Annotated in this window: 20 protein-coding genes and 1 pseudogene; 13 read left to right on the top strand and 8 right to left on the bottom strand. The window is 69.2% G+C overall.

Annotated elements, in window-relative coordinates; genetic code table 11:
• Positions 1-60: 60 nt before the first annotated feature.
• From ehuR to U1T56_RS15810, 13 genes are all read left to right on the top strand, one after another.
• Complete coding sequence (ehuR, locus tag U1T56_RS15750; protein ID WP_418160505.1) at positions 61-1446, top strand: MocR-like ectoine utilization transcription factor EhuR; 1386 nt, start codon at positions 61-63, stop codon at positions 1444-1446.
• 126 nt (positions 1447-1572) lie between these two features.
• Positions 1573-2358, top strand: a complete 786-nt coding sequence (gene ehuA / locus U1T56_RS15755; protein ID WP_418160440.1) for an ectoine/hydroxyectoine ABC transporter ATP-binding protein EhuA — start codon at positions 1573-1575, stop codon at positions 2356-2358.
• A gap of 50 nt (positions 2359-2408) precedes the next feature.
• Entirely contained in the window at positions 2409-3287 is an 879-nt protein-coding gene (ehuB, locus tag U1T56_RS15760; protein ID WP_418160441.1) for an ectoine/hydroxyectoine ABC transporter substrate-binding protein EhuB, read from the top strand.
• A 74-nt stretch (positions 3288-3361) separates the two neighbouring features.
• Positions 3362-4033, top strand: coding sequence for an ectoine/hydroxyectoine ABC transporter permease subunit EhuC (gene ehuC, locus U1T56_RS15765; protein ID WP_418160442.1), 672 nt, complete (start codon positions 3362-3364; stop codon positions 4031-4033).
• A gap of 11 nt (positions 4034-4044) precedes the next feature.
• A complete protein-coding gene (gene ehuD, locus U1T56_RS15770; RefSeq protein ID WP_418160443.1) occupies positions 4045-4701 on the top strand; it encodes an ectoine/hydroxyectoine ABC transporter permease subunit EhuD in 657 nt (218 codons plus the stop codon).
• A gap of 14 nt (positions 4702-4715) precedes the next feature.
• The gene (gene eutA, locus U1T56_RS15775; RefSeq protein WP_418160444.1) at positions 4716-5495 is read left to right on the top strand and encodes an ectoine utilization protein EutA; all 780 of its coding nucleotides are present in this window, start codon (positions 4716-4718) and stop codon (positions 5493-5495) included.
• The gene (gene eutB / locus U1T56_RS15780) at positions 5492-6490 is read left to right on the top strand and encodes a hydroxyectoine utilization dehydratase EutB (protein WP_418160445.1); all 999 of its coding nucleotides are present in this window, start codon (positions 5492-5494) and stop codon (positions 6488-6490) included. The genes eutA and eutB overlap by 4 nt, the downstream gene beginning before the upstream one ends.
• 50 nt (positions 6491-6540) lie before the next feature.
• The gene (doeA, locus tag U1T56_RS15785) at positions 6541-7722 is read left to right on the top strand and encodes an ectoine hydrolase DoeA (RefSeq protein WP_418160446.1); all 1182 of its coding nucleotides are present in this window, start codon (positions 6541-6543) and stop codon (positions 7720-7722) included.
• An 82-nt stretch (positions 7723-7804) separates the two neighbouring features.
• On the top strand, positions 7805-8809 hold the full coding sequence (locus tag U1T56_RS15790; RefSeq protein ID WP_418160447.1) for an N-alpha-acetyl diaminobutyric acid deacetylase DoeB: 1005 nt from the start codon (positions 7805-7807) through the stop codon (positions 8807-8809).
• An 8-nt stretch (positions 8810-8817) separates the two neighbouring features.
• The gene (locus U1T56_RS15795; RefSeq protein ID WP_418160448.1) at positions 8818-9318 is read left to right on the top strand and encodes an Lrp/AsnC family transcriptional regulator; all 501 of its coding nucleotides are present in this window, start codon (positions 8818-8820) and stop codon (positions 9316-9318) included.
• A 105-nt stretch (positions 9319-9423) separates the two neighbouring features.
• Positions 9424-10950 carry an NAD-dependent succinate-semialdehyde dehydrogenase gene (locus tag U1T56_RS15800; protein ID WP_418160449.1) on the top strand — a complete coding sequence of 509 codons (1527 nt, stop codon included), beginning with the start codon at positions 9424-9426 and terminating at the stop codon, positions 10948-10950.
• Between the two features lie 14 nt (positions 10951-10964).
• Positions 10965-12398: an aminotransferase gene (locus tag U1T56_RS15805; RefSeq protein ID WP_418160450.1), complete on the top strand. Its 1434-nt coding sequence runs from the start codon at positions 10965-10967 to the stop codon at positions 12396-12398.
• An 18-nt stretch (positions 12399-12416) separates the two neighbouring features.
• Positions 12417-13373: a cyclodeaminase gene (locus tag U1T56_RS15810; protein WP_418160451.1), complete on the top strand. Its 957-nt coding sequence runs from the start codon at positions 12417-12419 to the stop codon at positions 13371-13373.
• 130 nt (positions 13374-13503) lie between these two features.
• On the opposite strand, the pseudogene U1T56_RS15815 reads toward U1T56_RS15810, so the two are convergent.
• The 8 genes and pseudogenes from U1T56_RS15815 to benB all read right to left on the bottom strand — a co-directional run.
• Positions 13504-13608, bottom strand: a pseudogene (locus U1T56_RS15815) (succinyl-CoA--3-ketoacid-CoA transferase); the annotation flags it as partial.
• Between the two features lie 248 nt (positions 13609-13856).
• Positions 13857-14294, bottom strand: a complete 438-nt coding sequence (locus U1T56_RS15820; protein WP_418160452.1) for a hypothetical protein — start codon at positions 14292-14294, stop codon at positions 13857-13859.
• Positions 14295-14614: 320 nt separating this feature from the next.
• A complete protein-coding gene (catC, locus tag U1T56_RS15825; RefSeq protein WP_418160453.1) occupies positions 14615-14893 on the bottom strand; it encodes a muconolactone Delta-isomerase in 279 nt (92 codons plus the stop codon).
• Positions 14894-14900: 7 nt separating this feature from the next.
• The gene (locus tag U1T56_RS15830; protein ID WP_418160454.1) at positions 14901-16058 is read right to left on the bottom strand and encodes a muconate/chloromuconate family cycloisomerase; all 1158 of its coding nucleotides are present in this window, start codon (positions 16056-16058) and stop codon (positions 14901-14903) included.
• 33 nt (positions 16059-16091) lie between these two features.
• The gene (catA, locus tag U1T56_RS15835) at positions 16092-17021 is read right to left on the bottom strand and encodes a catechol 1,2-dioxygenase (protein ID WP_418160455.1); all 930 of its coding nucleotides are present in this window, start codon (positions 17019-17021) and stop codon (positions 16092-16094) included.
• 79 nt (positions 17022-17100) lie between these two features.
• Positions 17101-17889: a 1,6-dihydroxycyclohexa-2,4-diene-1-carboxylate dehydrogenase gene (locus U1T56_RS15840; protein WP_418160456.1), complete on the bottom strand. Its 789-nt coding sequence runs from the start codon at positions 17887-17889 to the stop codon at positions 17101-17103.
• Positions 17890-17896: 7 nt separating this feature from the next.
• Positions 17897-18937 (bottom strand): benzoate 1,2-dioxygenase electron transfer component BenC, encoded by a 1041-nt coding sequence (gene benC / locus U1T56_RS15845; RefSeq protein ID WP_418160457.1) that lies wholly within the window; start codon positions 18935-18937, stop codon positions 17897-17899.
• A gap of 25 nt (positions 18938-18962) precedes the next feature.
• Positions 18963-19496 carry a benzoate 1,2-dioxygenase small subunit gene (gene benB / locus U1T56_RS15850; protein ID WP_418160458.1) on the bottom strand — a complete coding sequence of 178 codons (534 nt, stop codon included), beginning with the start codon at positions 19494-19496 and terminating at the stop codon, positions 18963-18965.
• Between the last annotated feature and the right edge of the window lies 1 nt (position 19497).

Here is a 19497-nt window from a genome sequence, read left to right on the forward strand (position 1 = left end):
TGGTCGGCGGGAGGCGGAAAAATTGTTGTCAATTGGCGTGATTTTGCTCATGCAACTCTCATGACAAAATGGATGCCCAATCCTGCCGACCTCCATCGCCCGGTCTATCTCTCACTGGCCGGCCAGATCAGCCGGGCCATCGCCGATGGCACGCTGCAGGCGGGCAGCCCAATGCCGACGCATCGCGCCCTGGCGGATCGGCTCGGCATCAGCGTACAGACGGTGAGCCGGGCCTATGCGGAGCTGATCCGCCAGGGCCTGCTGGTAGGCGAGGTCGGCCGTGGCACCTTCGTGCGTCCGCTCAAGGCCGAACCCGAGCCGCCCTTCATTCCCGAGCGGATCCGCGAGATCGTCGATCTCTCGATCCTGAAGCCGGTGAGCGAGGCGATGCACCGTGAGCGGATGCAGGCGGCACTTGCGGAACTCGCCGCCGACTTGCCAGCCAGCGTGGCGCTCGCGTTCCGGCCCAACATCGCGCTGGCCCGCCACCGAGCCCTGGCGGTGGACTGGCTCTGTCACTGCCGGCTCGAGACCGCGGCCAAGAACGTGATCGTCACCAACGGCGCCACCTCGGCCATGACCATGGCGCTGATGACGGTCGCTCGTCCGGGCGGCATGGTGGTCACCGAGGAGATTGGCCATCACACGCTGGTCCCTTTGTGCTCCTATCTCGGTCTGCGGCTCGCGGGCTTGGCGATCGATCGCGAAGGTGTGCTGCCCGAGGCCTTCGAACGGGCGTGTCGCGAGGGCGAGGTGAACGCGCTTTTTGTTCACCCCAATGCGGCCAGCCCCACCTCGGCGCTGATGGGCGCCGCTCGCCGGGCCGAGCTGGTCGAGCTGGCGCGACGCCACCAGGTGCAGATCATCGAGAACGACGCCTGGGGACCGCTGATCGAGAGCGACCTGCCGCCGCTGGCGGCACTGGCGCCGGAGCGCACGCTCTACCTCACGAGTCTCACCAAATGCGTGATGCCCGGCCTTCGCACCGGCTTTCTGGTCGTTCCCGACCAACTGATCCCGGCCGCCGCCAACCGCCATCTCGTCACGAACTGGATGGCGACGGCGCTCCTGGCCGAGATCGCCGCGCGCTGGATCGAAAACGGCACGGCGCTCTCGTTGGTCGGCTGGCAGCGCACGGCCCTGCGGCAACGACAGAAGATCGCCGCCGATATCCTCCGCGACCTGCCCTACAGCGCGCACCCCGAGGGCCTGCAGGTCTGGCTGCCGCTACCGCCGGGAATGCGCGAGGACCAGTTCGTCGCCCAGGCCCGGCTGCACGGGGTCGCGATCGCGCCCGGGGTTTCGTTCGCCACCAGCCCCGGACCAGGCTGGCCGGCAGTGCGTATCGCGATCGGCGCGACCAGCGAAGCCGAGCTGCGCACGGGCCTCGGCATCGTCGCCGACCTCCACCGCAGCAGGCCGGAGCCGACGCTGCTCGCCATCTGAACCGGCTGACATCGGGCTGAGCCAAAGAGCCCAATAATTGTCATGATATTATTTTTGAATTGACCTGATTTTGGGCATTAAACATACCAATGTCTGAACCGACGCCTCGAGCGGGTCAGGGATGGCATGGCGATACCGATTATCGAGATCGACCGGGTGTCGAAGAGCTTCGGACACCTGGAGGTCCTGAACGAGCTCTCCTTCACGGTGAAGCCCGGCGAAAAGCTGGCGCTGATCGGGCCATCGGGCTCGGGCAAGACCACGATCCTGCGCATCCTGATGACCCTCGAGACCATCAGCGGTGGTCATATCCGTATCGAGGGCGAAGAGCTCTGGCACATGCCGAGAAACGGCGCGCTGGTGCCGGCCGACGAGCGGCATCTGCACAAGATGCGCGCCAAGATCGGCATGGTGTTCCAGCTCTTCAACCTGTTTCCGCACATGACCGTGCTCGAGAACGTGACGCTCGCCCCGATGCTGACCAAGGGGACCTCCAAGCCCGAGGCCAAGCGTCGGGCCATGGAGCTGCTCGAGATGGTCGGCATGGCACAGAAGGCGGATGCGAAGCCGGCGCAGCTCTCGGGCGGGCAGAAGCAGCGCGTCGCCATCGCCCGTGCCCTGGCGCTCCAGCCCAAGATCATGCTGTTCGACGAGGTCACCTCGGCCCTCGACCCCGAGCTGGTCGAGGAGGTGCTCAACGTCATGCACCGTCTCGCGCGCGCGACCGACATGACCATGCTGCTCGTCACCCACGAGATGAGCTTCGCCCACGATTTCGCCGACCGGGTGCTGTTCTTCGACCGCGGGCGGATCGTCGAGGAAGGCCCGCCGGACCAGATCTTCACTCGGCCGCAGCACGAGCGCACCCAGGCGTTCCTCAAGAAGATCCTCGCCGCCGGCCATCGCCTGTGAGGCGGGCCACGGCCCGGACCCGAGGCCTCGTGAGAAAGGAACAACGGATCATGAGATCAGGACAGGCTACCCGGCGGCCTCGCCGGCTTCTGGCATCGGTTGCGCTCGCCGTACTCGGCGCAGCGACCCTGGCTGTTGCCGGCACGGCGCCGGCCAAGGCCGAGGACGCGCTCGAGCGCGTCAGAAAGCAGGGCTTCGCCCGAATCGCGATCGCCAACGAGCCGCCTTGGACCGAGATCAAGCCGGACGGCAAGGTGGCCGGTGCCGCACCCGACCTCGCGCGCGAGATCTTCAAGCGTCTGGGCGTGCCCGACATCCAGGCCTCGGTGAGCGAGTACGGGGCGATGATCCCGGGCCTGCAGGCGCGCCGCTTCGACATCGTGGATGCCGGCCTGTTCATCAAGCCGGAGCGCTGCCGGGCGGTGATCTTCTCCGAGCCCAACCTGTGCGACGCCGAGGCATTCGCGGTCAAACAGGGCAACCCGAAGAAGCTCGTGAGCTACGCCGACATCAACAGCTCCGGCGCGAAGGTGGGTGTCCCCGGCGGCGGCACCGAGGAGCGGCTGGCGCTGGCGGCGGGCGTGCCGCGCGACCGCGTCGTCGTGGTGCCGGACGGCCAGAGCGGCATCAAGATGCTGCAGGACGGCCGCATCGACGCCTACGCGCTGCCCGCACTCTCGATCAACGATCTCGTCAAGCGGGCGAACGACGCGCAGCTCGAGGTGGTGACACCGGTCAAGGACACGCCGATCTTCTGCGCCGGTGCGGCCTTCAACAAGCAGGATGAGGCGCTGCGCGACGCCTACGACAAGGTCCTGGCCGAGATGAAGAAGTCGGGCGACTTCGCGAAGATCGTGGCGCCCTACGGCTTCCCGGCCGAGGCCGCCTCGCTCACCACGCGCGAGAAGCTCTGCGAGGGGCCGAACTAGACCGCTACTCCCGCTGCAGCCGTGGCGCGCCACGGCTGCAACCTTCATCCAGCACGCGGAATCCCCCGACTGCCATGACAGCGTTCTTCAGCCAATGGTCGGGCTATCTGACCCTCATCCTCGAGGGGGCCATCGTCACCCTGGAGCTGACGCTCCTGGGCTGCGCGCTGGCGCTGGTCATGGCGTTCCTGGCCGGGCTCGGCCGGCTGTCGCGGCATGCGGGCTTACGCTGGCTGGCCACGCTCTACATCGAGTTCTTCCGCGGCACGTCGGTGTTCGTGCAGCTCTTCTGGGCCTATTTCGTCCTGCCGCTCATGGGCGTGCCGATCACGCCGATGCAGGCCGGGGTGCTCGCCCTCGGGCTCAATGTCGGCGCCTATGGTGCCGAGGTCGTGCGCGGCGCCGTCCAGTCCGTGCCGAAGGAGCAGCACGAGGCCTGCACGGCGCTCAACCTCACGCGCTGGCAGTGCCTGCGCCACGTGATCCTGCCCCAGGCCTTCGTCATCATGCTGCCGACCTTCGGCAACAACGCGATCGAGCTTCTGAAGGCGACCGCGGTCGTCTCCTTGATCTCGCTCTCCGACATGACCTTCCAGGCTCAGGTGGTGCGTGCCCAGACCGGGAATACGGCCGTGCCGTTCCTCACCATCCTCGTCCTCTACTTTCTGATCGCGAGCGTGATCGCGGGCGGTGTACGGCGGCTCGAGCGCCGGCTCGCGGCCGGCCTCGACGTCACCAGGGCCTGAGGAGCGCCGCCGTGGATTGGGACTGGTCGTTCGTCGCCGAGATCCTGCCGACACTGCTCGCCGGCGTCGTGGTCACGATCGAGGCCACACTCCTGGGCTCGGCGCTCGCCATGATGGCGGGCCTCGTCTTCGCCGTCCTGACACGCTCGAGAAACACCGCCGTCCGTCGCACCGTGGGCTTCTTCCTCGACTTCGTCCGCGGCACGCCGCTTCTAGTGCAACTCTACTTCCTGTTCTACATCCTGCCCGATCTCGGCATCACCCTCTCGCCGCTGGTCGCGGGCACGATCGGACTCGGCCTGCACTACGCCACCTATACCGCGGTCGTGTACCGGGCCGGCATCGACAACGTGCCGAAGGGCCAGTGGGAGGCGGCCAAGGCCTGCAACCTGACCATGGCCCAGACCTGGCGCCACATCATCATCCCGCAGGCGATCCCGCCGATGATCCCGGCACTCGCCAATTATTTCATCGCCATGTTCAAGGAGACGCCGCTGCTCTCGGCCATCACCGTGCTCGAGCTGATGAGCCAGGCGCGCAGCGTCGCCAACTTCAACTACCGCTATCTCGAGCCGATGACGCTGGTAGGCGTGTTCTTCCTCGCCATCAGCATCCCGTCCGTCGTCCTGCTGCGCTGGCTCGAGCGGCGCTTCGGCCGGATCGGCTGAGAAGGAGCCAAGCCATGCATCCTGCCGAGATCGCGCAAACGACGCGTGCTCCTGCCCTCGACGCCCGGCCCGTGCCGCGCCGGATCGGCCTCATCGTGCTCGCGACCGACCACACCTCCGAGCGCGATTTCGCCCGGATGACGCCTTTTGACGAGGTCGGGGTCTATGCCACCCGCGTCGCCTACGCCAACCCGACGAATCCTGCGAATCTGCGCGCGATGCAGCCACGCCTCACCGAGGCCGCCGCGCTCATTCTGCCGGACGAGCCGCTCGACGCCTTGTGCTTCTCCTGCACCTCCGCTTCCGTCGTCATCGGCGACGATGCGGTCGAAGCGGCGCTCCGGGCGGCGAAGCCGGGCGTGCCGGTGGTGACACCGCCCGCGGCGGCGCGAGACGGCTTTCGCGCCCTCGGCGTCGGCCGCATCAGCCTTCTCACCCCCTACACGCGCGCGACCACCGCACCCATGGCCGACTACTTCGCCGGCCACGGGCTCGGGCTCGCGAGCGTCACCTGCCTCGGCTTCGAGGACGACCGGGAGATGGCGCGCATCCGCCCGCAAGCACTGGTCGAGGCGGCGGTGGCCGCGACCGACGCTCGGGCGGAAGCGCTGTTCGTCTCCTGCACCGCGCTCCGCTCGGCCGAGATCGCGGAGGCGATCGAAGCCGCGATCGGTCGGCCGGTGGTGACCAGCAACCAGGCCACGGTCTGGCGCTGCCTGCGCCATTGCCGGATCGACCGGCCGTTCCACGGCCACGGCCGGCTGCTGCACCTGCCGGCGGAGGCGGGCCGATGACGGACGCGCGCCTCACCCTCGCCGATGTCTTCGCGGCGCGCCGCCGGCTCGACGGCCGGATCGCGCGCACGGCCCTGGTGCCTTCGCCGAGCCTGGCCGAGCGGGTCGGGGTACCGGTCCATCTGAAGCTGGAGCAGCGCCAGATCACCGGCAGCTTCAAGCTCAGGGGTGCTACCAACGCGCTCCTGGCGCTGTCCGAGGATGCCCGAGCCCGCGGCGTGGTCGCGGCCTCGACCGGCAATCACGGCCGTGCCCTCGCCCATGCCGCCAGGAAAGCGGGCGTGCGCTGCGTGGTCTGCATGTCCAGGCTCGTCCCCGGCAACAAGGTCGAGGGTATCCGCCGGCTGGGGGCGGAGATCCGGATCGTCGGCCGCTCGCAGGACGACGCGCAGAAGGAGGTCGATCGGCTGGTGGCCGAGGAGAGCCTCACCATGCTGCCGCCTTTCGATCATCCCGACATCATCGCCGGCCAGGGCACTCTCGGCCTCGAGCTCGTCGAGGACTGCCCCGAGCTCGAGACCGTGCTGGTGCCGCTCTCGGGCGGCGGGCTGATCGCAGGGGTGGCGCTGGCCGTCAAGACCGCCAAGCCCGATGCACGCGTGGTCGGCATCAGCATGGCGCGCGGTGCTGCCATGCACGCGAGCCTGATGGCGGGTCGGCCGGTCGCGGTCGAGGAGCTGCCCACGCTCGCCGACAGCCTGGGCGGCGGCATCGGTCTCGGCAACCGTTGGACCTTCCGCATGGTGCGCGAGCTCGTGGACGAAATCGTGCTCCTGGACGAGGCCGAGATCGCGGCCGCGGTGCGCCACGCCTACTGGCAGGAGCAGGAGGTGGTGGAGGGCGCCGCCGCGGTCGGCATCGGCGCCCTGCTCGCCGGAAAGGTCCGGCCGCATGGCCCGGCCGTGGCCGTGCTCTCCGGCCGCAACATCGACATGAGCCTGCACCAGCGCCTGATCGCGGGCGAAGACGTGCAGCTCGACGCCACGGCCGGCTAGGCCAGCGGCTTTCGCCCATTTTCGACGTTCTCTTTCCAGGATTGACCGCCATGCCCGAGCCTCAGCTCGACTTCACCCGCGCCGAGTACGCAGAGCGGCTCGCCAAGACCCGCGCCGCCATGGAGCAGCGCGGCATCGACCTTCTGATCGTCACCGACCCCTCCAACATGGCCTGGCTCACCGGCTATGACGGCTGGTCGTTCTACGTGCACCAGTGCGTGCTGGTGCGCCCGGACGAGGACCCGATCTGGTACGGCCGCGGTCAGGACGCGAACGGCGCCCTGCGGACTGCCTGGCTGCCGCCCGAGCGGATCATCGGCTATCCCGACCACTACGTGCAGAACCCCGAACGCCACCCGATGGACCATCTCTCGGGGCTCATCACGGATCGCGGCTGGGGCAATGCCCGGATCGGCGTCGAGCTCGACAACTACTATTTCAGCGCCGCCGCCTATCTCTCGCTGCAAAAACACCTGCCGAACGCGCGCTTCGTCGATGCGACGGCGCTCGTGAACTGGCAGCGGGCGGTGAAGTCGCCGCAGGAGCTGGCCTACATGCGCACGGCGGCGCGGATCGTCGAGGCGATGCATGAACGCATCGCCGAGAAGGTCGCGCCCGGCATGAGGAAGTGCGATCTCGTGGCCGAGATCTACGATGCCGGCATCCGCGGCGTGCCCGGTGCCGGCGGCGACTACCCGGCGATCGTGCCGCTGCTTCCCTCGGGCTCGGATGCGGCCGCCCCGCACCTGACCTGGGACGACCGGCCGATGCAGTCGGGCGAGGGCACCTTCTTCGAGATCGCCGGCTGCTACAAGCGCTACCACTGCCCGCTCTCGCGCACCGTGTTCCTGGGCAAGCCGCCGCAGAAGTTCCTCGATGCCGAGCAGGCGGTGCTGGAGGGCATGGAGGCCGGCCTGGCGCAGGCCAGGCCCGGCAATACCTGCGAGGATATCGCCAACGCCTTCTTCGCGGTGCTGGCGCGCCACGGTATCGTCAAGGAGAACCGCACCGGCTACCCGATCGGGCTGAGCTACCCGCCGGACTGGGGCGAGCGCACCATGAGCCTGCGCCCGGGCGACCGCACCGTGCTCGAGCCCGGCATGACCTTCCACTTCATGACGGGCTTATGGCTCGAGGACTGGGGCCTCGAGATCACCGAGAGCATCGCCATCACCCAGACCGGGGTCGAGTGCCTGGCCGCCGTGCCGCGCAGGCTGCTGGTCAAGGACTGAGGCGTCGTCACCGGCCGCACGCAAGACCAGGTCGCATCGACCGGCCCGCGCCGTCGCGGCCCCATGCTGGAAGGCATTCGAAATGAGCGAGGAATCGCGCGTCTCCTGCACCATCGATCTGGACGCGCCCGGCAAGCGTGCGGGCTATCTCAACGTGCCCTGGTCGCGCAACGACAGTGCCTGGGGGGCAATCCGCATCCCGATCCACGTGATCTGCGGTGGCGACGGGCCGACCGTGCTGTTCACCGGCGCCAACCACGGCGACGAGTACGAGGGGCCGATCGCACTCCTGAAGCTCGCCCGCCGGCTCGATCCTACGCGCGTCCGCGGCCGGGTGATCGTGCTCCCGACCATGAACCATCCGGCGGTCCAGGCCGGCACGCGCGTCTCGCCGATCGACGGGGTCAACATGAACCGGTCCTTCCCGGGCCGGCGCGACGGCACGCAGACGCCGATGCTGGCGCACTACGTCTATCACCACCTCGTGGCGCGGGCCGACGTCGTGGTCGACCTGCACTCGGGTGGCAAGACCCTCGACTTCGTACCCTCCGTGGTGATGCACGAGCTCGACGACAAGGATCTCATGGAGCGGACCAGGGCCGCGATTCTGGCCATGGGCGCTCCGCTCGCGCTCGTGCTGAAGGAGCTCGACACGGCCGGGATGCTCGACAGCGCCGTGGAAGAGCTGGGCAAGCTGTTCGTCACGACCGAGCTCGGCGGCGGCGGCTCGACCACGCCCGAGCGTGTCGCCATCGCCGACCGCGCGGTGCACAACCTGCTCTGCCATCTGCGCGTGCTCGACGAGGCGCCTTCGGCGGCGCCGGGCCCGTCGCGCTTCGCCCGCACGCCCGAGGACGGCTTCGTCGTCTCGGACGATGCCGGCCTGTTCGAGCCCCTGGTCGAGCTCGGGGCGCCGGTCGAGACGGGCCAGCCTCTGGGCCGCGTCCACTTCTTCGAGGAGATCGACCGCGAGCCCAGGACCTACACGGCACCGCGCGGCGGCTTCCTCTACTGCCGGCACTTCCCCGGGCTGATCAAGCGCGGCGACTGCCTCGCGGTGCTCGGGGACTATGGGCACCAGGGCTGAGGCCTGCCATGCCGCTCGACGCACGCGACCGGCGGCTCCTCTGCGTGGTGGCGCGCGAGGGCCGCATCACCAACCAGGCGCTGGCCGAGCGCGTTCATCTCTCGCCCAGCGCCTGCCTCGAGCGCTGGAAGCGGCTCGAGCAGGCCGGGGTGATCAAGGGCTACCGTGCCGAGCTCGGGCTCGAACTGCTCGGCATGCCGCTCCTGGTCCATGTCGAGGTCAGCCTGAAGCGGCACGAGGCCAGCGACTTCGCCCGCTTCGAGCGGGCGATCCGGTCCATCCCCGAAATCATCCGCTGCGACGCCATCGGCGGCGGCATCGACTACCTCGTGACCGTCGCCGCCCGCAGCATGGCGGACTACCAGGCGCTGATCGACCGGCTGCTCGAGGCCGAGATCGGCATCAGCCGCTACTTCACCTACGTCGTCACCAAGACGGTCAAGAACGATCCAGCCGGGCTCGCGGCGGTGCTCCTGGCCGAGGCCGAAGATCCTGCGGGCGGCTCGTGATCATGCGTCGGATCTGCGGCCGCACCCCTCGGATTGCGTCGAAACTGCGGCGGCCGCGCCCTTAGATTCCGATGCAGGCGAGGAAGGAATCGCGAGGGCCGGAACATGTACGGAACGATGGAGATCACGGGTATCGATGCCAGGGCGGGCGTGGCGGGCTTGGCCACGCCGCGGATCGACGGGCTGCAGCGGCCCGAGCTTTTACGCGACCGCGCCTTCATCGGCGGCATCTGGTGCGATGCCGCGGACGGCCGACGTCTCGCGGTCGAGAACCCGGCCGACGGCAGCCTGATCGGCACGGTGCCCGACATGGGCACGCGCGAGACGGAGCGTGCGGTGGAGGTTGCCGAGCGCGCCTTCCCGGGCTGGCGTGCGACGCCCGCCAGGGAGCGGGGCGCCATCCTGCGCCGCTGGGCCGAGCTGATGCTGCGGCACAAGGAGGACCTCGCCCGGATCATGACCCTGGAGCAGGGCAAGCCGCTCGCCGAATCGCGCGGCGAGATCGACTATGCCGCGAGCTTCCTCGACTGGTTCGGCGAGGAGGCAAAGCGCGCCTACGGCGAGACCATCCCTTCGCACCTGCCCGGCAGCACGCTCCTGGTGGTGCGCGAGCCGGTGGGGGTCGCCGCCGCGATCACGCCCTGGAACTTCCCCTCGGCCATGATCACCCGCAAGGCCGGCGCAGCGCTCGCCGCGGGCTGCACCATGGTGGTCCGTCCCGCCTCCGAGACGCCGTTCTCGGCCCTGGCGCTGGCGGTGCTCGCCGAGGAGGCCGGGCTGCCCAAGGGCGTGCTCTCGATCGTCACCGGCGATCCGATCGCCATCGGCGACGTCCTGACCAAAAGCCCGATGGTGCGCGCCTTGAGCTTCACGGGCTCGACCGAGATCGGCCGCAAGCTCCTCGAGCAGTGTGCCGGCACGGTGAAGAAGATGTCGATGGAGCTGGGCGGGCACGCGCCGTTCATCGTGCTTGAGGATGCCGACCTCGATGCGGCCGTAAAGGGTGCCATCGCCGCCAAGTTCGCGACCTCGGGCCAGGACTGCCTCGCTGCCAACCGCATCTACGTACCGGCCCGGCTCTATGATGCCTTCGTCGAGCGCTTCGCGGCGGCGACGGCCGCGCTCGAGGTCGGCCCCGGCCTCGAGCCGGGTGTGGAGATCGGCCCGCTCATGCACGAGAAGGCGGTTAAAAAGTGCGAGGCGCATGTCGCCGACGCGGTGGCGAAGGGTGCCCGGCTGGTGGTCGGCGGGACGCGGCATCCGCTCGGCGGCAGGTTCTACACGCCGACGGTCCTGGCCGACGTCACCGACGGCATGCTGATCGCGCACGAGGAGACCTTCGGCCCGGTCGCGGCGATCCTGCGCTACGAGGACGAGGCCGAGGTGATCGCCCGCGCCAATGCCACGATCTATGGCCTTGCCGCCTATGTGTACGGCTCGGGCCTGCGCAACGTGATGCGCGTGGCCGGCGCTCTCGACTACGGCATGGTCGCTATCAACACCCCGAAGTTCACCGGTGCGCCGATCCCGTTCGGCGGCACCAAGCAGTCGGGCCTCGGCCGCGAGGGCTCGCGGCACGGCCTCGATGACTACAGCGAGCTCAAATATCTCTGCCTCGGCGGCCTCGCCTGAGGGAAGGACGACCCATGACCGACACGACCTTGCGCAATCCCTCCCTCGAGGAGCTCGACCGGCAGACGGTCCTGCATCCCTTCACGCCGCTCGAGACCTATGCCTCGGGTGCTCTCGGCGATCCCCGCATCGTCACGGGCGGGAAAGGGATCCGCATCCGGGACCGGAAGGGACGCGAGCTGATCGACGGCTTCGCCGGGCTCTACTGCGTCAACATCGGCTACGGCCGCGACGAGGTGGCCGAGGCGATCTACGCCCAGGCCAAAAAGCTGGCCTACTACCACACCTACGCGGCACACTCGACCGAGGCGCTGATCCGCCTGTCCGACCGGCTGGTGCGGATGGCCCCGGGCACGCCCGCCAAGGTGTTCTATGGCCTCTCCGGCTCGGATGCCAACGAGACCCAGGTCAAGCTGGTCTGGTACTACAACAACATCCTGGGCCGGCCGCAGAAGAAGAAAATCATCTCGCGCGAGCGCGGCTATCACGGCAGCTCGGTGATGTCCGGCGGGCTCACCGGTCTGTCCTTCTACCACGCCGCCTTCGACCTGCCCTTCGGCCCGATCCGGCACACCGGCGCGCCGCATCATTACTGGGGTGCCGAGCCCGGCGAGAGCGAGGAGGACTTCTCGGCGCGCCGCGCGCGCGAGCTCGAGGCGATGATCCTCGAGGAGGGCCCCGACACGGTAGCGGCCTTCATCGGCGAGCCCGTGCTCGGCACCGGTGGCATCATCCCGCCGCCCAAGGGCTATTGGCCGGCGATCCAGGCGGTCTTGAAGAAGTACGACGTACTCCTGATCGCCGACGAGGTGGTCACGGGCTTCGGCCGCACCGGCGAGATGTTCGGCTGCACCACCTATGGCATCGAGCCCGATCTGGTCACGCTCGCCAAGGGCCTGACCAGCGCCTACGTGCCGATGTCGGCGGTGATCGTCGGCGAGAAGGTCTGCAGCGTGCTCGAGCAGGCGACCGACAAGCTCGGCGCCTTCAGCCACGGCTACACCTATTCCGGCCATCCCCTGGGTGCTGCCGCGGCCAACGCCGTCCTCGACATCGTCGAGCGCGAGGACCTGCCCGGCAACGCGGCGCGGACCGGCGCCCACTTCCAGCAATGCCTGCGCGAGACCTTCGCCGATCATCCGCTCGTCGGCGAGGTGCGCGGCGTGGGCCTGATGGCGGCGCTCGAGTTCGTGGCCGACAGGGGCAAGAAGCAGCGCTTCGATCCGGCGCTCAAGATCGGTGCCCGCGTGTCGGCGGCCGCCCTCGAGCAGGGCCTGATCGCACGTGCCATGCCGCACGGCGACATTCTGGGCTTCTCGCCGCCGCTCGTGGTGACACCGGCGGAATGCGAGGAGATCGTGGCGATCGCCAGGCGCGCCGTGGACAAGGTGACGGACGAGCTCAGGCGCGAGGGCCACGAGCTGCTCCTGACGGCGCCGGCCATCTGAGGATCGGGAGGAACGGGCATGGATATCGTCGTGCTCGACGAGGCGGCACTGCGCGCTCGGGTCAAGATCAGCCACGAGGCGATGGCCGTGGTCGAAGCGGCCTTCGCGGCCCTGGGGCGAGGCGGCGTGGTCATGCCACCGGTCCTGCACCTGGACCTGCCCGAGCGCCACGCCGAGATGGACGTCAAGACCGCCTACGTGCCCGGCCTGCCGTCGATGGCACTCAAGGTCTCGACCGGCTTCTTCGACAACCCGAAGCGCGGCCTGCCGAGCCTCTCGGGCATGATGACCCTGCTCTCGGCCGAGACCGGCCGGGTCGAGGCGGTGCTGCTCGACAACGGCTATCTCACCGACGTGCGCACGGCGCTCGCCGGCGCCATCGCCGCCGACCGGCTGGCGCGTCCCGATGCCCGGATCGCCGGCATCATCGGCACCGGGCTGCAGGCGCGCCTCCAGCTCGAAGCGCTCCGGCTGGTGCGGCCGATTCAGCGGGTGCTGCTCTGGGGCCGCGATCCCGCCAAGGCCGCGGCCTTGGCGGGCGAGCTCAAGGCCGGCTTCGGCCTGCCGGTCACCGCAGCCCCGGCCGAGCAGGTGGTTCGCGAGGCCGACATCGTGGTCACCACCACGGCCGCGCGCGAGCCCGTGATCCTGGCCGACTGGCTGCATCCGGGCCTGCACGTCACGGCCATGGGCTCCGATGCGCCCGGCAAGCAGGAGCTCGATCCCGAGATCCTGAGCCGCGCCGATCGGGTGGTCGTCGACCGCCGGAGCCAGTGCGAGCGCCTGGGCGAACTTCGGGCCGCGCTCGCCGCCGGCACCATATCCTCCGATCGTCCCATCGACGAGCTGGGCGAGATCGTAGCCGGGCTGAAGCCGGGCCGCCGCTCGGCGGACGAGATCACGGTCTGCGATCTCACCGGCACCGGCGCCCAGGACACCGCGATCGCGGTCCACGCCGTGCGCGCCGCCGCCTAGCACGGGCGCGCAGCGGGGAAGCAGCAGCCGCCAAGCCGGAATCGGCCTCGAATGTGCCCTAGGCGGCCTGGCGGGCGTCCTCGACCGGGGCGGCGGTCCCTGGCCCCGACCTCCTCGATGCTCACCCCCACTCGGGGATGCCGCACAGGCCGAAGCCGCCGGTCACGATCGTCATCCCGTTGCGCAAAAGGCCCGAGAAGAGCGCGGCCTGCGCATCCTCGTATACCTTCCTCATGCTCGAGCCCTCACCATCTCATCCGTTCCGGCTCGGGCCCGACGTTCGGCCTGCAGCCCCTCGGGCGCGTAGGCGGCGAAGATGGTCCGCATCATCGGCAGGCACCGCCCGCAGCGGACACGCGCACCGTTCAACCGGTAGATGCACCCCACCCCACGACAGCGCCCATCCGCGGCCGTCGTCCGGCATACGCTGTCCTTGAGTCCGTTGCACATGCAAACGATCATCGCGCACCCGCTTCCCTGATCTCACAGCTTGCCCGCGGGCCGACGGGCGTCGTCGCCCCCTGCCCCGGCCCGCTCCATCCATGGCCGATGCCGCACGGCAGATCCAAGACCGTCTTGATGGATTTCCATGCCGCCCGGGTATCGAGGTCGTGCTGCCGGCCGTTCGCGAACGCCAAGGACGGCCGGCGAGCCTTCCGCGCGCTCGACCCCGGTGAAGGTCGCACCATCGAGGTCGGCCACGGGAGCGATCCTCGAGAGGATCGCCGCGACCTGCGCGGGCGGGGCGTTCTTGAGGACGAGGCAGCGTACCGATTCCGGCAGCCAGAGCCACAGGGCCGGTACCACGGCCAGGGGGGCGACGCCACCCAGAAACAGAACCGAGCGCCAGCCGTAATCGGCCACGAGCTGGCCCGCGGCGAGGCCGCCGAAGGCCGAGCCCAGCGTGAAGCCGCAGAACATGACGGTGGTCAGGAACGAGCGCCGGAGCGACGAAGCCGATGGCCCCGGTGTCGAAGCCGCCGATCGCGACGATCGCGAAGCACAAGAGAAGCGTTCGGATCTGGAGCGGCGACAGCCTGCGGCCGGTATGCTCGGTGATGAAGTCGAGGACGTCGACGGTGCGGCTCTGTCACCATGCTGGCTCTCCCTGCCTTGCCCGGGGCGCAGGAAGGCGCCGGGCCGCCCGGGCCCGTCCTCCTGCGCGGCTCATGCGAAGGTGACGTTTCGATCCCGCTGCTTGTCCCGGCGCAGGCGTGCTGCACCGGGGCGGCTCTTCGGCCTCAGTCGATGGCGGAGGGATGGCGGGCTAGCGGGGTGACGCGCATCTCCATGAACGGGAACAGCGGCAGCCCCGAGAGGATGGCGTGGAGCTCGTCGTGGCTCTCCACGTCGAAGATGCTGATGTTGGCGTAGCGGCCGGCCACCCGCCAGAGATGGCGCCACTTGCCCTGGTGCTGCAGCTCCTGCGCCCTGGCCTTCTCCTCGGCCTTCAGGCGCTCGAACACTTGCGGATCCACGTCGTGCGGCACGCGCACGTCCATCTCGACACAATAGAGCATGGCATCCTCACGCGCGCGCGTAGCGGCGCAGCTTGTCCCGGTCGAGCTCGACGCCGATCCCGGGTCCTTGGGGCAGATGCACGTGAAAGTTCTCGAAGCGCAGCGGCGCCACGGCGAGGTCGTCGGTCAGGATCTGCGGCCCGAAATGCTCGCAGCCCCAGCCGAGATCGCGCAAGGTAGCGAAGGCCTGGAGATGTGCGGCCGCCCCGATCGAGCTCTCGAGCAGGCAGCCGCCATAGAGGCCGACGCCGGCCGCCTCGGCCACGGCGGCGACCTTGCGCAGGCCCAGAAGGCCACCGTGCTTCACGAGCTTCAGAGAGACGACGTCGGCCGCTGCGGCCTGCGCTACGGCCAGCATGTCGTGGGGTGTGAACACGCACTCGTCCGCCATCAGCGGCACGGTCGAGCGCCCCCGCACCCGTGCCATCCCGGCCACGTTCCAGGCCGGGAGCGGCTGCTCGACCAGGATCACGCCGAGCTCGGCGAGCACCGGCAGACAGCGCACCGCCATCGTCTCGTCCCAGGCCTGGTTCGCGTCCACGATCAGCGTCGCCCGGCCCGCCAGCGCCGCGGTGAGGCGGCGCAGGCGGGCGAGGTCCTTCTCGGGCGCTTGCGCACCGACCTTGATCTTGAACCGGTCGTGGAGCCGGGCGGCGAGCTTCCCTTCCGCCTCCTCGATCTCCTGCGAAGGATCGCCCGAGGCCAGGGTCCAGAACACAGGGACCCGGTCGCGGACGATCCCGCCCATGAGGAGTGCCGCCGGCACGCCGAGCGCGTGGCCGACGGCATCGAGAAGCGCCGTCTCCAGCGCCGCCTTGGCGGCGCTGTTGCGCTTGGCGGCCGCATCCATCCTGGCGCCTGCGACCTCGAGGCAGTCGGCCCGCAACCCCAGGAGGGCCGGTGCGAGATAGGCGTCGATGTTGGCCTTGATGGCCTCCACGCTCTCCTCGCTCCAGCGGGGGCCGCCTAGCGTCGCCGCCTCGCCGACACCTACCACACCATTCGCGAGCCGGACCTCGAGGACGACGTAGCTCTGCGCCGTCACGGAGAGGGAGGAGAGCTTGTGCCGGCGCACCGTCGGCACGTCGACGATGGTGCTGCGGATCGAGGCGACCGCGAGGTCGCGCCCGAGGTCGGCCGGAACGGTGATGGGACTGTGGTCCATGCTGGCCTTCATGTGCTGGATGGGAACGGGCCGTCAGGCCGCCTCGGCGTGCGCACGGTGCACCACCGTGTCGGGCGCACCCTCGACGGCCCGGTTCAGGACGAAGTCGAAGGTGATCTCGACGAACGGCGCATCGACGCCGCGCGCCCGTATCGCCGCCGGGTCCGTGCTGCGGCGCACGGGCGGCACCAGCCCGTCCCGGGTGGCAAAGGCGAAATCGTCGTGCAGGTACTCGTCACCCTCGATGTTGATCTGGGTGGTGAGCTGCCGGTAGCCCGGGGCCGAGACGAAGAAATGGATGTGCGCGGGCCGGTTGCCGTGGCGCCCGAGCTGGTCGAGGAGCTGCTGCGTGGCGCCGTTCGGCGGGCAGGCATAGCCCGAGGGCAGAATCGAGCGGAAGCGGTAGCGGCCTTCCGCATCGGTCTCGATGCGCCGGCGCAGGTTGTACTTGGGCTGCGACGGGTCGAAGAACGAGTAGCCGCCCTTGGTGTTGGCGTGCCAGACGTCGACGATGGCGCCGGTCACGGGCCGGCCCTCGGTGTCGCGGACCTGCCCTTCCATGAACAGGATCTCGCCTTCTTCGCTGCCGTCGTCGAGCCGTGCCTCACCCTTCGAGAGCGGGGCGCCGGCAATGTAGAGCGGGCCCTCGATGGTGCGCGGCGTACCGCCTTCGAGCCCGGCCTTCTTCTCGGCCTCGTCGAGCCGCAGGTCCAGGAAGTGCTCGATGCCGAGCCCCGGCACCAGGAGGCCGACCTCGTTGGCTTGGCCGAGCCGGGTGAGATAACTCATTGCCGACCAGAACTCGTCGGGCTGGACGTCGAAGTCCTCGATCGTCCGGAACAGGTCGGAGACGACGCGGTGCACGATCCGTTTCAGGCGCGCGTCGCCCTTGTCGTTGTCGAGACCGCTGACCCTGGTCAGCAGCTCCTGGACATGCGAGGTGTTCAACAGAGTCTCGTCCATCGTCTTGCCTCTCCGTGGCTGCCCCCTTCTCTTGGCGGGCAGTATGGATGTTCGCCGGGTACGGCCCGGCCGCCGTCGATCAGCCGAGGTCGCCACCGGCCACGGGCAAGGTGACGCCCGTGATGTAGGAGGCCTCGTCGGAAGCCAGGAACAGGATCGCTGCCGCCTGCTCGTCGGTGGTGCCGTAGCGCTTCATCAGGCTCGAGGAGACCGTCTGCTCCACGACCTCGCGCATCCAGCCCTCCTCCTCGGGCGAGCGTGGCGTCGCGTTGCGCGGTATGCGCCGCGGCGGCGTCTCGGTGCCGCCCGGAGCCACGCCACACACGCGGATGTTGTCCTTCGCGTGCTCGAAGGCGAGGCAGGCGGTGATCGCGTTCACCCCGCCCTTCGCCGCGGCGTAGGGCACGCGGTTGATGCCGCGGGTCGCCACCGAGGAGACGTTGACGATGACGCCGCCGCCTCCCGCGAGCATAGCCGGCAGCACGGCGCGGCAGCACCAGAGTGTGGGGAACAGCGAGCGCCGCACCTCGGCCTCGATCTGCGCTTCTTCGTAGCGCGCGTAAGGCTTGGCCCAGATCGTGCCGCCGACATTGTTGACCAGGACGTCGATCCGGCCGAACCGGCGCAGCGCCTGCGCAACCGCATCGGCAGCGCCGGTGAAGGCCTCGAGGTCGGCGGTGACCGCGAGCGCCTCGCCGCCGCCCGCCCCGATCTCGCCCTGCACCTCCAGGACCAGCTCCGAGCGGTCGACCAGGACCACCTTGCCGCCTTCGCGCGCCAGCCGCAGCGCCACCGCCCGGCCGATCCCCTGCGCCGCCCCGGTCACGAGCGCGACCTTGCCGGCGAAGCGTCCCTCGTAGGTTCTCATCGCCGCCTCACGCCGCCGGCCGGTGACTCTCGCCGATGGCGGTGACGGCACCGCTCGGCGAGAACTTCTCGTAGTAGAAGTTGGCGGGCGAAACACCCTGCTGACCCAGCCAGACGCGGACCGCGTCCACCATCGCGGGCGGGCCGCACAGGTAGACGTCGACCTCGCCGCCGTTGAGTCGCTCGGGCTCGGTGTGGGCCATGACGTAGCCCTTGCGCGGGTGCGCGCTGCCCTCGGCCGCGACGCAGGTCGCGAAGGTGAAGCCGGGGATCCGGGCGGCGCAGTCCTCGAGCCGGTCGACACCGACCAAGTCCTCGTCGTTGGTGACACCGTAGACGAGATGGATCGGATGCGCGCTGCCGGTCTCGGCGATCTTCCCCAGCATCGAGAGGAAGGGTGCGAGGCCGGTGCCGCCCGCGAGAAACAGGAGCGGGCGCCGGATGTCGCGCAGATAGAAGCTGCCGGCGGGACCGACGAAGCTCATCGGCATGCCGGGCTCGGCCCGCTCGCGCAGGAAGGAGCTCATCAGCCCGGGCGGGATGTCGCGGACCAGGAAGGACAGCGTCTCGGCCCCGGGCGGCGAGCTGAAGGAGTAGGAGCGTCGCTGATCCGTGCCGGGAACCTGCACGTTCACGTACTGGCCGGGCAAGAAGGTCACCGCTCCGGCACCCTCGAGCGAGAAGGCGATCGTGGTGGCGGAGAGCCGCTCCACCGACTTGAGCCGTGCCTCGAAGCTCTGACCCCGGGTCTTGCAGACCTCGGAGGAGGCCGCGACGCTGATCACGAGGTCGGTCTGTGGGCGCATCTGGCAGGCGAGCGCCAGGCCCTCGGCCGCCTCCTCCTCGCTCAGCGCATCCTCGATATACTCGCCCGGGTCATAGGTGCCGGACTCGACCCGACACTTGCAGGTGCCGCACGCTCCGTCGCGGCAGTCGAGCGGGATGTTGATCCCGACCCGGTAGGAGGCGTCGGCGACCGTCTCGCCGGTGCGGCACTCGATGAAGCGGGTGACGCCGTCCTCGAAGTTGAGCGCAACGGTATGGCCCATCTTTCTTTCCTTCCTCTTGCGCCCGTCAGATGTGGTAGATGTCGACGACGTGGTGGATGTAGTCGTTCTTGAGCACTACCTTCTTGCGCTTGATCAGCGGTGTCGGCCCGGTGGTGTCGAGCGTGTAGCAGGAGGTGCCGTAATAGATGTCGGTCGTCTTGTAGCGGTAGCTGAAGGTCACCCAGTTGAAGCGCAAGCTGCAGACGCCCTCGCTCTGCTCCAGGATCTCGACATTGCTGATGTTGTGCGAGGTCCTGGGCTCCGGCAGGCTGGTGGCGCTGGAGCGCTCGGTGCGGATGCGGAACACCCGGTCCTCGAGCCCGCCTTTGTGGCCGTACCAGATCAGCGAGATCTCGCTCTGCGGGTCTTGGGTGAGCCGGTCGTCGTCGTCCCAGGCGGGCATCCAGAACTCGGCGTCGGGCGCGTAGCAGGCGAGCCAGCCGTCCCAGTCCTTGTCGTCGAGGCAGCGGGCCTCGCGGTAGAGGAACTGCCGGACGTCCTCGATCGAGAGCATGGCTCCGGCCGCCGGGTTCTGGACCGTCGTGCGCATCGTGGTCATG

The sequence above is a fragment of the Benzoatithermus flavus genome, from assembly GCF_037908215.1.
Taxonomy (GTDB): Bacteria; Pseudomonadota; Alphaproteobacteria; order Geminicoccales; family Geminicoccaceae; genus Benzoatithermus; species Benzoatithermus flavus.

What these genes read in the sequence shown, in the direction of transcription:
- ehuR (WP_418160505.1), top strand. Translation starts at nt 61, where the DNA reads ATGACAAAATGGATGCCCAATCCTGCCGACCTCCATCGCCCGGTCTAT.
- ehuA (WP_418160440.1), top strand. Translation starts at nt 1,573, where the DNA reads ATGGCGATACCGATTATCGAGATCGACCGGGTGTCGAAGAGCTTCGGA.
- ehuB (WP_418160441.1), top strand. Translation starts at nt 2,409, where the DNA reads ATGAGATCAGGACAGGCTACCCGGCGGCCTCGCCGGCTTCTGGCATCG.
- ehuC (WP_418160442.1), top strand. Translation starts at nt 3,362, where the DNA reads ATGACAGCGTTCTTCAGCCAATGGTCGGGCTATCTGACCCTCATCCTC.
- eutA (WP_418160444.1), top strand. Translation starts at nt 4,716, where the DNA reads ATGCATCCTGCCGAGATCGCGCAAACGACGCGTGCTCCTGCCCTCGAC.
- eutB (WP_418160445.1), top strand. Translation starts at nt 5,492, where the DNA reads ATGACGGACGCGCGCCTCACCCTCGCCGATGTCTTCGCGGCGCGCCGC.
- doeA (WP_418160446.1), top strand. Translation starts at nt 6,541, where the DNA reads ATGCCCGAGCCTCAGCTCGACTTCACCCGCGCCGAGTACGCAGAGCGG.
- U1T56_RS15790 (WP_418160447.1), top strand. Translation starts at nt 7,805, where the DNA reads ATGAGCGAGGAATCGCGCGTCTCCTGCACCATCGATCTGGACGCGCCC.
- U1T56_RS15795 (WP_418160448.1), top strand. Translation starts at nt 8,818, where the DNA reads ATGCCGCTCGACGCACGCGACCGGCGGCTCCTCTGCGTGGTGGCGCGC.
- U1T56_RS15800 (WP_418160449.1), top strand. Translation starts at nt 9,424, where the DNA reads ATGTACGGAACGATGGAGATCACGGGTATCGATGCCAGGGCGGGCGTG.
- U1T56_RS15805 (WP_418160450.1), top strand. Translation starts at nt 10,965, where the DNA reads ATGACCGACACGACCTTGCGCAATCCCTCCCTCGAGGAGCTCGACCGG.
- U1T56_RS15810 (WP_418160451.1), top strand. Translation starts at nt 12,417, where the DNA reads ATGGATATCGTCGTGCTCGACGAGGCGGCACTGCGCGCTCGGGTCAAG.
- U1T56_RS15820 (WP_418160452.1), bottom strand. Translation starts at nt 14,294, where the DNA reads ATGTTCTGCGGCTTCACGCTGGGCTCGGCCTTCGGCGGCCTCGCCGCG.
- catC (WP_418160453.1), bottom strand. Translation starts at nt 14,893, where the DNA reads ATGCTCTATTGTGTCGAGATGGACGTGCGCGTGCCGCACGACGTGGAT.
- U1T56_RS15830 (WP_418160454.1), bottom strand. Translation starts at nt 16,058, where the DNA reads ATGGACCACAGTCCCATCACCGTTCCGGCCGACCTCGGGCGCGACCTC.
- catA (WP_418160455.1), bottom strand. Translation starts at nt 17,021, where the DNA reads ATGGACGAGACTCTGTTGAACACCTCGCATGTCCAGGAGCTGCTGACC.
- U1T56_RS15840 (WP_418160456.1), bottom strand. Translation starts at nt 17,889, where the DNA reads ATGAGAACCTACGAGGGACGCTTCGCCGGCAAGGTCGCGCTCGTGACC.
- benC (WP_418160457.1), bottom strand. Translation starts at nt 18,937, where the DNA reads ATGGGCCATACCGTTGCGCTCAACTTCGAGGACGGCGTCACCCGCTTC.
- benB (WP_418160458.1), bottom strand. Translation starts at nt 19,496, where the DNA reads ATGACCACGATGCGCACGACGGTCCAGAACCCGGCGGCCGGAGCCATG.